The organism is Helicobacter winghamensis ATCC BAA-430, assembly GCF_028751035.1.
Lineage (GTDB): Bacteria > Campylobacterota > Campylobacteria > Campylobacterales > Helicobacteraceae > Helicobacter_D > Helicobacter_D winghamensis.
Genome location: NZ_CP063533.1, coordinates 1,184,136 through 1,196,937, shown reverse-complemented (window position 1 = coordinate 1,196,937; position 12,802 = coordinate 1,184,136). Strand labels below are relative to the sequence as shown.

Annotated in this window: 12 protein-coding genes; 4 read left to right on the top strand and 8 right to left on the bottom strand. The window is 36.3% G+C overall.

Going from position 1 to position 12,802, the window contains the following annotated elements:
• The first annotated feature begins 52 nt into the window (after positions 1-52).
• Together tkt and IP358_RS06140 are read left to right on the top strand one after the other, a co-directional pair.
• A complete protein-coding gene (gene tkt, locus IP358_RS06145; RefSeq protein WP_006802711.1) occupies positions 53-1,981 on the top strand; it encodes a transketolase in 1,929 nt (642 codons plus the stop codon).
• A gap of 63 nt (positions 1,982-2,044) precedes the next feature.
• Positions 2,045-4,249, top strand: coding sequence for a PD-(D/E)XK nuclease family protein (locus IP358_RS06140; protein WP_257534869.1), 2,205 nt, complete (start codon positions 2,045-2,047; stop codon positions 4,247-4,249).
• On the opposite strand, the gene IP358_RS06135 is transcribed toward IP358_RS06140, so the two are convergent.
• Positions 4,224-4,724: a DUF4149 domain-containing protein gene (locus IP358_RS06135; protein WP_006802709.1), complete on the bottom strand. Its 501-nt coding sequence runs from the start codon at positions 4,722-4,724 to the stop codon at positions 4,224-4,226. The genes IP358_RS06140 and IP358_RS06135 overlap by 26 nt on opposite strands.
• A 67-nt stretch (positions 4,725-4,791) precedes the next feature.
• On the opposite strand from IP358_RS06135, the gene IP358_RS06130 reads away from it, so the two are divergent.
• On the top strand, positions 4,792-6,045 hold the full coding sequence (locus IP358_RS06130; protein WP_006802708.1) for a DUF2130 domain-containing protein: 1,254 nt from the start codon (positions 4,792-4,794) through the stop codon (positions 6,043-6,045).
• Here the strand turns inward: IP358_RS06130 and IP358_RS06125 are convergent.
• Positions 6,042-6,920: a DMT family transporter gene (locus tag IP358_RS06125; RefSeq protein WP_006802707.1), complete on the bottom strand. Its 879-nt coding sequence runs from the start codon at positions 6,918-6,920 to the stop codon at positions 6,042-6,044. The genes IP358_RS06130 and IP358_RS06125 overlap by 4 nt on opposite strands.
• Positions 6,921-7,040: 120 nt before the next feature.
• On the opposite strand from IP358_RS06125, the gene der reads away from it, so the two are divergent.
• Positions 7,041-8,429, top strand: coding sequence for a ribosome biogenesis GTPase Der (gene der, locus IP358_RS06120; protein WP_006802706.1), 1,389 nt, complete (start codon positions 7,041-7,043; stop codon positions 8,427-8,429).
• Positions 8,430-8,432: 3 nt separating this feature from the next.
• Here der and recO read toward each other — a convergent pair whose 3' ends face one another.
• From recO to IP358_RS06090, 6 genes are read right to left on the bottom strand one after another with little or no spacing between them, the layout of a single operon-like run.
• The gene (recO, locus tag IP358_RS06115) at positions 8,433-9,044 is read right to left on the bottom strand and encodes a recombination protein RecO (RefSeq protein WP_006802705.1); all 612 of its coding nucleotides are present in this window, start codon (positions 9,042-9,044) and stop codon (positions 8,433-8,435) included.
• A gap of 9 nt (positions 9,045-9,053) precedes the next feature.
• A complete protein-coding gene (locus tag IP358_RS06110) occupies positions 9,054-9,842 on the bottom strand; it encodes a thiazole synthase (protein ID WP_006802704.1) in 789 nt (262 codons plus the stop codon).
• Between the two features lie 26 nt (positions 9,843-9,868).
• Positions 9,869-11,284, bottom strand: a complete 1,416-nt coding sequence (locus IP358_RS06105; protein WP_006802703.1) for a bifunctional ADP-dependent NAD(P)H-hydrate dehydratase/NAD(P)H-hydrate epimerase — start codon at positions 11,282-11,284, stop codon at positions 9,869-9,871.
• An 8-nt stretch (positions 11,285-11,292) separates the two neighbouring features.
• A complete protein-coding gene (locus IP358_RS06100) occupies positions 11,293-12,192 on the bottom strand; it encodes a hypothetical protein (protein ID WP_006802702.1) in 900 nt (299 codons plus the stop codon).
• Positions 12,189-12,572, bottom strand: a complete 384-nt coding sequence (locus IP358_RS06095) for a type II toxin-antitoxin system death-on-curing family toxin (RefSeq protein ID WP_006802701.1) — start codon at positions 12,570-12,572, stop codon at positions 12,189-12,191. Before IP358_RS06095 ends, IP358_RS06100 begins: the two co-directional genes overlap by 4 nt.
• Positions 12,569-12,763, bottom strand: coding sequence for a hypothetical protein (locus IP358_RS06090; RefSeq protein ID WP_006802700.1), 195 nt, complete (start codon positions 12,761-12,763; stop codon positions 12,569-12,571). Before IP358_RS06090 ends, IP358_RS06095 begins: the two co-directional genes overlap by 4 nt.
• Positions 12,764-12,802 lie beyond the last annotated feature (39 nt).

Sequence of the window (12,802 nt, the reverse complement as noted above, 5' to 3'; positions counted from 1 at the left end):
GATTAAATTTTAATGCGCGATATGTTTGTGGAGTCGTAAATAAAGGAATCAAATGTTAGATGAAAAAGAATTTGGCGAATATGCGTTAATGGCAAATTCCTTGCGATTTTTGTGTGCAGATATGGTAGAAAATGCAAATAGCGGGCATCCGGGTGCTCCTATGGGGCTGGCAGATATTGCTGTTGTGCTTGGATATCATATTAAATTAAATCCAACTAATCCGCAATGGATTAATCGGGACAGATTGGTTTTTAGTGGAGGACACGCAAGCGCGCTTGTGTATTCCTTACTTCATTTATGGGGTTTTGATGTAAGTTTGGAGGATTTAAAAAGTTTTAGAAAATTTGGCTCTAAAACCCCCGGACATCCAGAATATAAGCATACTCCCGGCGTTGAGATTACCACAGGTCCTTTAGGGCAAGGCATTGCAAATGCTGTAGGCTTTGCGATGGCAGGTAAGCTTGCTAGCAATATTTTAGGCAAGGATTTAATTAATCATAAAGTTTATTGTTTATGTGGTGATGGGGATTTGCAAGAGGGAATTTCTTACGAGGCTTGTTCGCTTGCTGGGCATCACAATTTAGATAATCTTATTGTGATTTATGATTCTAATAATATTACTATTGAAGGGGATTGTAATATTGCGTGGAGTGAAAGTGTTAAAATGCGTTTTGAAGCTCAAAATTGGGAAGTTTTAAACATTGATGGGCATAATTTTTTAGAGATTGATAAGGCTCTAGAGCAGGCAAAAGGTGCAAGCAAGCCTGTGTTAATCATTGCAAAAACACAGATTGCAAAAGGTGCGCAAAGTCTTTGTGGCTCACACAAGGCACACGGCGCGCCTTTAGGGGGGCAAGAGATTGCAATTTCTAAAGAAAAGTTAGGTTTTAATCCAGAAGAGAAGTTTTTTATCCCAAAGACTTCCGCATTGCGCTTTAAAAACACTGCAGAGCTTGGCGCATTGGCAAATCATACTTGGCAAAAAATATTGGAACAAAGCGATAAAAAAGAGCTTTTAGGACAAATGCTAAATCCTGATTTTTCTAAAATCGTGTATCCCAATTTCACACAAGAAACAATAGCAACACGCACAAGCAATGGAATGATTTTGAATGCTATTTCTAAGGCATTGCCCGGATTTATCGGTGGAAGTGCAGATTTAGCCCCATCAAATAATACGGAATTAAAAGATTTGGGTGATTTTCCAAAAGGAAATAATTTACATTTTGGAATCCGTGAACACGCGATGGGTGCAATTAGCAATGCGCTAGCAAATTATGGGTTATTTTTACCTTTTTGTGCAACCTTTTTTGTTTTTAGTGATTATATGTCGCCTAGTGTGCGTGTGGCAAGCCTTATGCAATCTAAGGTATTTTATGTTTGGACACACGATAGCATTGGCGTGGGAGAAGATGGCGCAACACACGAACCTATTGAGCAATTAAGCCATTTTCGCGCAATACCAAATTTAAATGTTTTCCGTCCTTGTGATGCCTGTGAAAACATTGCGTGCTGGCAAGTTGCCTTAGAGTTAGAAGCACCAAGCGCATTTGTGCTTAGTCGTCAAAATTTGCCACTTTTAGAAAAAGTGGATAAAGAGAGTGTGTTAAAAGGGGCGTATCTTAAAAAGGATTCCATATTAGCAAAAGAAGCACAAATTACTTTGCTTGCCACAGGTAGTGAAGTGGAACTTGCTTTAAAAAGCGCGGAAGCTTTAGAAAGTGAAGGGATTGCAACGCGTGTTGTAAGTGTGCCTTGCTATGATTTGTTTTTACGGCAAGATAAGACTTATAAGGAATCCTTATTGCAAGGCAAAGTGCTAGCCATTGAAGCAAGCAGAGGATTGGAGTGGTATGCCTTTGCAGATGGAATGGTTGGAATGGAAGGATTTGGTGCAAGTGGTAAGGGAGATGTTCTGTTTAAGCATTTTGGTTTTAGTGTGGAAAATGTTGTGCAAGTGGCTAAAAACTTACTAAAGTAGCCTTAAAGCCAAAAATAGTTTTAAATCGTGGAAGTTTTATATTTATTTTCTAGCACCCGCTCTATGAAGAGTTTTTTTGCGCAAAATTATGCGGAGAGTTTTTTGCCTGTCGCAAAGAGCGTGGGGGAGTTTTTAGAGTTTGTTTTGCGTGTAGAAGGGAAGCGTAAAATTCCAAAGTATTTAAGACAATATTATCTTTATAAAGCAATCCATTCAACAGATACACAAAAACTTGGGGAATTTGCGAAAAATTTTACGCAGTTTTTGCAAAATTCTAGTTTTTTTTTAAAATTTTATGATGAATTATGCGCAGAATGTGTGCCCATTAGTGCGTTAGAAAAGCTTGATATTTACGCCTTTTATGATGATCATCTTCAAGTACTAAAATCTGTTTTTAGTGCGTATCAAAAACTTTTAGAAAAGCATCATTTTTTTGATCATTATTTTTTGCAAGATTATGTGATTACTTTTGAACTTTTAAAAGGATTTTCAAAAATCCAAATGCAAATAGATGGATTTTTATCACATTTTGAAGTGATTATTTTTAAAGAGATTTCAAAAAATATTCCATTTTGTTTTTCCATAAAAATTGATATATTTAATCAGGATTATTATCAAAAACTTTTTGTTCTAAATTTAGAAATTGGTGCATACATTGTTACATTAGAACAAGGAAAATTTAGCATTCTAGATTTTAAGAAAGCTTGCGATGGTGCGAAAAATTTACAGATTTTGGAGTTTCAAGATAGAATTGCAGAAGTGGGTGGAATCTTTTCTCAAATTGATATTTGGTTAAAACAAAATGTGTTGCCAGAGCAAATTAGCGTGATATTGCCTGATGAGAGTTTTGTAGAATATTTGAAGCTTTTTGATAAGGCAAGAAATTTTAACTTTGCAATGGGGCAGAAACTAAATGCTCTTAATGTTTTTCAAGAGATTTTGGATTCCATACTTCAAAAAAGTTTTGGCAATTTTTCAGAATTTGAAACACATTTAAAAAAGTGCTTAGAGCAAGAGAGTTTAGGTGCTGTTAGTCTTATACAAGAAATTTTAGATGAATTTAGATTTTCTTTGCCGTATTTAGAAAGCCTTGAAGTAAATGAGCAAATTTTGGTGTTTTTAGAGATTTTAAAAGAGCAGAGTTTAGATGATGTAGGCGGTGGGAGAATACGCGTTATGGGGATTTTAGAAACGCGCGGTGTAGATTTGGAGTATGTGATTATTCCTGAATTTAACGCAAGCAATGTGCCATCTCTTAGCGATAAAGATATTTTTTTAAACACAAAAATTAGAGAAAGTGTTGGACTTCCAACGCGCAAAAATAGGGAAAATTTACAAAAGCATTATTATGCCGAGCTTTTAGGTGGCGCAAAAGAAGCTAGAATTTTATGTTTAAATAATGTGGTGGATAAGCCATCGCGTTTTTTGTTGGAGGATTCTATATTTGGGACACAAACGCCACAGAAAACAAGCCCAGCTTATAGTGAGTATTTTTTAAGTGGCAAGGCTTTAAACTATAAAGAACAGCAAATTATTGCGCCTTTAAATAAAGATTCTTTTAGCGCGACAAGTTTGGAATGTTTTTTGACTTGCAAGCGCAAATTTTATTATCGTTATGTTTTGGGGCTAAAAGCACAAGAACAAGAGCGTGTTAATATTGGAAGTAAGATTCACGAAGCCTTAAGAGAAGTGTATGCACAAGCGCAAGAGTTTGATGCAGAGATTTTGTATAAGGAATTTTGTCGGCGTTTAAATGTAAGCGTTAGTGCTAGAGAGCGGTTTGAGAGTGAGTTGGCTAAGAAATATTTTAAACGCGTATTTGATTTAGAGAAAGAGAGATTAAAAGAAGGTTGGAATCCTGTTTTATTTGAGAGTGATTTTAGCTTTATGCTTGAAGGTTTTGAGTTAAAAGGGCGTATTGATAGGATTGATAAAAAGGGGAATGAACTTCTTGTGTTGGATTATAAATATAAGCGTTCTTTAAAAAGAGATTCTGTAAAAAGCTATGATAAATCTAGTGATTTTCAGCTTCCTATGTATTATCTAGCAGTGAAAATGCAGAATCCAAAATGCAATGTAGATGCTAGATTTTATGATTTATATGAAGCAGATATTATCCAAGAAGTAGATTTAGAAGCAAAGGCAAATGCTCTAAAAAGTAAGCTTCAAGAGATAAAAAAAGAGGTTAGGGAAGTGGATTTTTCCCTAACTCAAAAACGCTATATGTGCCAATATTGCGATTTTATCTACCTTTGCAACCGCTACTAACCTTTAAAAGTCGCACAATAAAGAGCAAACAAAGACTTATCATTAAAGCTTTGAAAACAAGCACTGATTGCGTATGCATCGCATCAAAAGTCGCATTTGCGATTCCATCTTCACCTAGCTTCTGCGCTTCTAGAATGTAAGGTGTGTAATACATTGTAAAAAGAAAAATCAAAATTACACTAATAAAACCTAGTGTTGGAGCAACCTTTGCCCCACTTACGCGCAAGGCTAAAATCTCATAAATAAGGATAAAAAAGGCTAAGAAATTAAGTAAAAGATTGAGTTTTACAAAAATACTTGTCATCAAGATTCCAGATTGGAATAGACTAATATTGAGATTTGGCACAAGGCTTGCGGCACGAAATATTGTAGGTGCGCTAAATGCTCCGCTAGCAAGCACAGCACCAAGAGAAATGCCAATTAATAAGAGGTATAAAACAAAGCAATAAGGCTGGATTTTAAATAAGTTTTGCATTATGATCCTTTTGGTTAAATTTAAAGAATTATAGCTAAAATTTTCGCGTTAAGTTAAGGAGGGAAAAATGCAAGAAAAAGCAATTCAATGTCCAAATTGTAAGACAGAAATCAATGTGCAATCCGTGGTGTATCAGCAAATTTATGCGCAGCTTCAGCAAGAGCAACAAAAAGAAAAAGAAAAATTTGATAAAGAAGTGCAAGAAAAAAGAAAAGAGTATCAAAACGCTTTTAACGATTTAAAGGAGCAACAGCAATCTTTGCAAGTGACTATTGACAATGGAATCCAAAAGGGCTTACAGCAAGAGCGCACTAAAATGCAAGAAATTTTAAGAAAAGAAGTTTTAGAAGAACACAAAAGCGCATTAGAAGCAATGCAAAATGAATTACAAGAAAAATCAAATAAAGTTAAAGAATTAAATATAGCTAAAATTGAAATTGAGCGTTTGAAGCGTGAAAATAGTGAGATAGAATCTAAAATCAACGCGCAAGCTCAAGAGCAATTGACTTTACAAATGCAAGCCTTTAAAGAAAAAACACAACAAGAAATAGAATCGCAACATCTTTTAAAGCTGAAAGAAAAAGAAAAGCAACTTGAAGATTTGCAAAAGCAACTTCAAGAAGCCCAGCGCAAAGCTGCAATAGGCTCACAGCAACTTCAAGGTGAAGTTCAAGAGCTTGCTATTGAAGAGTATTTGCAAGCGCAATTTCCGCTTGATAGTATTACAGAGATTAAAAAAGGGCAAAATGGTGGTGATTGCGTGCAAATTGTGCATACAGAAGGGAGTCAAAATTGCGGAAAGATTTATTATGAGAGTAAGCGCACAAAGCATTTTCAAAAAGAATGGATTGAAAAATTAAAAAACGATATGCGTGCAAATGGCGCAGATATTGGAGTGTTGGTAACTGAAGCCTTGCCAAAAGAATTTGAAAGAATGGGTATGCTTGATGGGATTTGGGTTTGCACTTTTTATGAGTTTAAGGCTTTGGTTTTAGTGTTAAGGGATAGTTTAATTAAGATTGCTTGGGCAAAGAAAACAACAGAAAATAGGCAAGATAAAATGCAAATGCTTTATAGTTATCTTACAAGCTCAGAATTTAAAATGCAAATTGAAGCCATTGTGGATGGCTTTATGCAAATGCAAAACGATTTGGATAAGGAAAAAAATGCTATGCAAAAACTATGGAAACAGCGCGAGAAACAGATTCAAAAGGTGCTAGAAGGCTCAATTAGTATGTATGGCGCGCTTAAAGGGATTGCAGGGAATGCGATTTCAAACATACCAGCACTTGAGCTTGATTTTGTGAAATTAGAGAATTAAGCGCGTTTGTGAAGCACTGCTAAGATTCCACCACAGATGATTAAAAGCATTCCTAAGATTACGAGCGTATTTGGGATTTTATCGCCCAAAATAATTCCAGCAAGGGTTGCAAAAAGAATGGTGCTATAAGAAATCGCCCCAATCACTGGTGGATTCCCTATTGTGTAAGCTTTTGTGAGATAGACTTGCGCATATGTAGAAACAAATCCTAATGCTAAAATCAGTAAAAACTCTTTAAAATTTGGCATTACAAAGGGTTCAAAAATCGCAATGGAATTGTTTGTGTTGGGTGTGATTTGTGTTAAAAGTGGCAAAAATGAGCCAGCAAGCATTAAAGAGAGAATAATTATGCGCGTATCATAAAGCTTTGCAAGTTTTGTAATAGAAAGATAAGCAAGTGCTGCTCCAATTCCACTATATAGTCCAATACAAATACCAAAAAAAGTTAAATCTGTGCCTTTAGGATTGGAAATTAGCAAGATTCCACTAAAACCAAGTAAAATTGCAATCCAAGTTTTTAAAGAAACTTTATCGTGAATAAAAAGCACACTAAAGAGTGCTAAAAAAATTGGCGAAGTGTAGGAAAAAGCATAGGCGGTTCCAAGTGGCATAACAGACATATTATAAAAATTTGCAAGCATTGCACTGCCTCCAGCAAATCCGCGTAGCGCTAACACAAAGGGCTTGCCGCCTATTTGCTTGGGGGGCTTTAGAAGTAGTGCGCCTAAAATCCACACAAGCCCAAAAAGATTTCTAGCAAACACAACTTCCATAGCCGGCAAATTTGGTGTTAAGATTTTTACAAACATTCCCATAGCAGTAAATAACACAGCAGCAAAGAGAATTGCAAGGATTGCTTGTTTGTTGGAATCCATTTTTAGCCTTAAAATATTTTTGAAATCTTAGAACTTTATGTTTAAAAGTGTGGTTAATTTTATAGGGAATTGACAAAGAATAAAGTAAAATGCGAGCATTACAATAAAAGGTAAAGAATAATGGATAAAGTGTATGGAAGTATTGCAATTGTAGGTCGTCCAAATGCTGGGAAAAGCTCCTTGTTTAACCGATTTTGCAAGCAACGCATTGCAATTACTTCAGAAATTGCAGGCACGACGCGTGATGTTAAAAAGGCTAGAATTTTATTGCAAGATTTGCCTTTTTTGCTTTTTGATACAGGCGGTTTAGATGATAAGGACGCATTGTTTCAGAGTGTTTCAAAGCATTCTCAAAGGACAGGGGAGAGTGCGGATTTAATTTTGTATCTTGTAGATGGTAAGACTCCCCCAGAGCAAGCAGATAAAGAGATTTTTTACTCCTTAGAAAAAAAGAATCCAAATATTTTTTTGGTAATTAACAAAATAGATAATGATAAAGAAAAGCAAAATGCGTGGGAATTTATGGAGTTTGGGGCAAAAAATGTGTTTTACATCTCTGTGGCTCACAATCGTGGGATTTTAGAATTAGAAAAAGCCATTGTAAAAGCACTAAAAAATGAGACGATGGAGAGTTTAATAAAAGCAGAATTTAATGATGAATCTTTGGAAGATTTTTTAGAAAATGAAACAGAAAAAACAATAAATGAATTGATAAATATAGGAATCATAGGGCGTGTAAATGTAGGGAAAAGCTCTTTGTTAAATGCACTTTTAAAAGAAGAGCGTTCTGTGGTTTCTAATGTAGCTGGGACCACCATTGATCCTGTTGATGAAATCGGTGAGATTAATGGTAGAAGGGTTAATTTTGTGGATACTGCTGGGATTAGACGGCGTGGGAAAATTGAAGGGTTAGAGAAATTTGCACTCAATCGCACACGCACAATTTTGGAACGCACAGATATTGCGATTTTGGTTCTTGATGCGTCTGTTCCTTTTGTGGAGCTTGATGAAAAGATTGCTGGGTTAATTGATGAGTTTAAGCTTGGTGTGATTGTGGTTTTTAATAAATGGGATATTGCACATAAGGATTTTAAAGGGATTATGGAAGATTTTAAATTGCGCTTTAAGTTTTTAGAATATGCGCCAATTTTGACAATTTCTGCTAAAAATGGACGCCATATCCAAAAGCTTGAAGAAGAAATCTTAAGGGTGTATGCAAACTTTAGCTTTAGGATTCCAACTGCAAAACTTAATGCGACAATTAAAGAAGCTACAATGCGCCATCCTTTACCAAGCGATCATGGAAAGATTGTGAAAATTTATTATGCGACACAATTTGAAAGTAAGCCACCACAAATTGCTTTAATTATGAATCGTCCTAATTCTTTGCATTTTAGCTATAAGCGGTATTTGGTAAATTTTTTACGCGAACGCTTTGATTTTAGTGGCACACGCGTGATTTTTATCGCTAGGGGCAAGAATGATTTTGATGAGCAAGAAAGAGAATAGAAGTTAAAGCCCTTGTGTTAAGAGATTCCATAGGTTATCTACGCAATTAGAATCTAAAAATTCCCCTTGTAAATTTAGCCACGCTAAAATTTGCCATCTAGGAAATAATGCGCCTTCCATACAGCCCTTATGCCCACACACTAATCCACGCCCTAAAATGATATTATCTCCTAAGGGTTGCTCACAAATTAAGCAAGTTTGGAGCGTGTTTTTGCGCCCTTCAAAGTTTAAAAGTTTAGCATAAAGGTTTAAAATACAGCGTTTTGGATTCTCAATTCTTAAGCGTTTTGCGCCTTCTTCTAAATGGCTAAAATAAAAGCTATCAAGTGTTGTAATATCCCTTAAATGAGCATTTAGCAAGTGTAGATATTGCTGCCAAAAGTAGCGAATTTGCACTTCTTTTTCCCAAGAAAATGCTAAATGTAAAGGTTCTCTTAGTTTTCCAATCTCTCTTAAATCTTTTTCAATTGAAAAATCAATTTTATGCCCTAAATGCACCACACTATGCCTAGCTCCATAGAAGCGATAGAGTGTGTAAATCTGCTCTTTTGTTAGAATCTTAACAAGCAAATCTTCATCGCGCACACGCGTTGTGCTTAAAATATAGCCTTGCATTAAGTAGGCTTAAAACTCCACCATTCCAATTGTAGGAGAGCTTGCTGTGGCATAGGGCTTTTTAGGGATTCTGCCTGCAAGATAGCTTGCTCTGCCAGCTCTTACTGCATCGCGCATTGCTTGTGCCATTAAAATAGGGTCTTTAGCCTGTGCTATGGCGGTGTTTGTTAGCACTGCATCAGCCCCTAATTCCATTGCAATAGCCGCGTCAGAAGCACAACCTACGCCAGCATCTACAATCACAGGCACTTTTATAGCATCTTTAATAAAGGCGATATTGTAGCGGTTTTGGATTCCAAGTCCGCTACCTATGGGAGCTGCAAGAGGCATTACTGCGCTAGCCCCTGCATTTTCAAGTGCTTTTGCAACAATAGGATCATCGCTAGTATATGCAAGCACGCAAAAGCCATCTTTTGCTAGCACTTCACAAGCTTTTAGTGTTTCAATCACATCAGGATAAAGTGTTTTTTGAGTATCGCCAATGATTTCTAGCTTGATGAAGTTAATCCCGGTAGCTTCTCTAGTTAGGCGAAAAAGTGTGATTGCTTCTTCTGCTTTTGTGCAACCTGCGGAGTTTGGAAGAAATTGTACCTTGCTATTTTTAAAATAATCTAGCAAATTTTCTTCATTGGGATTTGTGATATTTACACGGCGCACGGCAACGGTTATCATCTCTGCTTCAGAGGCAATTGTAGCATTATAAGTAGTTTGAAAATCTTTGTATTTACCACTTCCGACAATAAGACGACTTTGGAATGTTTTATCGCCGATTTTTAGGGGGTTATTTAGAGTTTGCATAAGAATCCTTTTTAAATTTTAAAGCCTTAAATGTAGCGGATTTGTTCAATTAAATCAAGGGGGGTTAGCGAAAAATTATTAGAAGTTTTTAAAAAGGATTCCACACAAAAACTATGCATTAAAACGCCATTAATCGCGGAATCTAGAGTGCTATAGCCCTGTGCTACAAGTCCGCTAATTATTCCAGAAAGCACATCACCACTTCCGCCTTTGGCTAGGGCATTGTTACCAAAGGGATTAATGTAAATATTATCTTTGTGGGCAATGATTGTGTTTGCTCCTTTTAAGACTAGGATTGCGCTAGGGTAGGCGTGTGAAAACTTTAGGGCAAAATGGATTCTATCTTTTTGTAAATCTTTTGTGGAGATTTTACAGAGATTTAAGGCGTTTAGAATTTGTGTAAATTCCTTTGGATGTGGGGTTAAAATGCAGTTTGAATGCGTTTGTAGCAGGGCTTTAAAAGAAGGGTTATAAAAAATATCTGCATCTAAAATTAAGGGCGTGTTTTGGAGTTGTGTAAAATGATTTTCTAGCTTAAAATCTATTCCTAATCCCATTCCAAGTGCAATAGCTGTGGTATTATGTGGAATTTTTTTTGCGTGCATTAGCTCAAAAGGGAGATTGTCTTGTTCTTTGCATAATACACTTACAAGCCCACAACCGCTTTTAAAAGCACTTAAAGCGCACAAGATTCCAGCTCCGTGCTTTTCTCCTAAAAACACGCATAAATGTCCGAAATCTCCTTTATTAGTGTTTTGTTTATCTCTAAAAGGGGGCTTAAAATCACTTTTTTCTAAAAGTTTTATGGGGGATTCTTGGGTAAAAATGTTTTCTGTAATTCCTAAAGAGAGCAAATGCACTTTTCCAACAAAATCTTTTGTATTATCAAGGTATAAAGCACTCTTTAGCGCACCCATTGTAAGCGTGTAATCTGCCTTGAAAGCTAGATTTGGGATTGCTCCATCATTTTGGATTCCACTTGGAATATCACAAGCAATTTTTAGGGCGTTTGTTTGATTAAGTTTTTCTAAAAGGGCGCAAAGCTCTAAGTTTAGCGCACCCTTAAATCCTGCGCCAAAGAGTCCATCAAAGATAATGTCAAACTCCCCTTCAAGTTGTTTTAAAAAGTTAAGTTGCAAATTGCTTGTTGCAATGGCTTCTAGGCGTTGTAGTTGAAGCTTACATAAAGGGCTTTTTGCGCCAAGTGGCAAAAGCACACTTAAATGGCAAGCTCCATAAAGCATTCTAGCAAGTGCTAGGCAATCTGCGCCATTATCGCCATTTCCACAAACGAGTAAGATTCTGCTTTTGGCATTAAGTTTTGGGTGTAAAAACTCTAGCATTCCTCTTGCGGCATTTTCCATTAAAATTTCACTAGAGAGTTTAAACTCTGTGTTTGCGCGTTTATCAAGTGTGCGTGTGTCTAAAAAGAGATTTTTCATAGCAATCCTTATGGGAGCAAAAAGCCGTATTCATACACCTTTGCTTCTATCTTTTTGGCTAAGTTTTTTAGGGCATAGTTGAGTGTGCCTAATCTTTCTTTGTAGGTTTCATCTTGGGCTTTTTGCGGTGGGTTCATTTTGCCTTTATCATTAAAGCCTTGAAAGTGGGCTTTGATGTCATAGAGTGCGGCATTTGGGTTGTAGTCTTTAGAATCTCGTGTTTGTTCGTGGTAGTGCTTGAAAATCTCTTTTCCTGCTTGTAGCACTTCTTTTGCTTCATCGCTAAACTCTAGCGGCTTTGTGGGGATAAACGAGGATTCTAGCTCATCGTTAAAGAGACTTTTACTATCGGTGCTTTTAGAATCTTGCTTGATTTTGCCTTGCAAAAAGTCTTGCATAAAGTGTGAGTCAAAGGCTTCCGCTGCGCCAAGCTCCTTTTCACTAAAGGGGATAAAGTGGTTTATGCCCTCTTTGCTTGTGATTCTATTTTGTCCGTGAAAAAGCATAAAAATAAGGCAGTCGCTATGAAACTCTGTGTCCTTTTCCCATTTTGTATTTGGGCTTAGGAATTGATCTCTATCATTTATCCAAGTGGCTTTGATACAATGACGGACGGAGAAGCAAATGCTTGTTGGGATAAGATTATTTGGTGTGATTTTAAATTTTGTGATTCCTTTTGCATTTCCCACCCCTTTAATAGAATCCCAAAAATTGATATTGCAGAAATTATTATTTTGAAAATCTGTCCCCTTGCAGCAAATCGCACATAGTTGCTCATTGCTTGTATCTATAAATCTTTTTAGCCATTGATTAAGATTGTTTTTTGTAGATTGTGCTGGATAGAATCGCTTTTTCCCTAAACTCGCCCCATTTTCATCAAAAATATCTAAGGTTATGCTCTTTTTCATTGAACGCCTTTTAGCATAGCACTTAGAATCTGTGCTAACTCATCTTTGCTTATCGTATCACTTGCTACGCTTACAATTACATCTTCTAGCTTTTGGTAAAAGTCCTTTGGTGTGGCTTTGTGGTTGAGCATTATAAATGCATCGCCTATAAGTAATGCGGTGCGTTTATTCCCGTCTGCAAAGGGGTGGAACTTCACACAGGCAAACATTAAATGCGTAAGTTTGTCTATAAAGCTTGGGTAGTAGTCATCATTTTGGATTTGTGTTAGTGCGGAATCTAAAAGGGCGATTTGCTTAGGATTTGCCCCTTTTAGTCCGCCTATTTCATCTAGCATATCATCGTGGATTTTTTGCACTTCTTGTAAGCTTAAATATCTCATTTATCTTTTAGCCTTTCAAATACTGAGCGAATCTCTGGGTCTTGTAACTTGCTTTGTAACTGCTCTCTTACACTTTCAAAATCGCTTTTAGATTCTAGCTCTTTTGTAATCTTTAAATCACTTTTTAAGCCCTTTAGGCTTTCAATCACTTGCAAAAGTTTAGAATCTACATTTTCTAGTATCAAAGTCATTTTCTACTCCTTTTTTTGCTTGAATTTTAGCAAAAATTT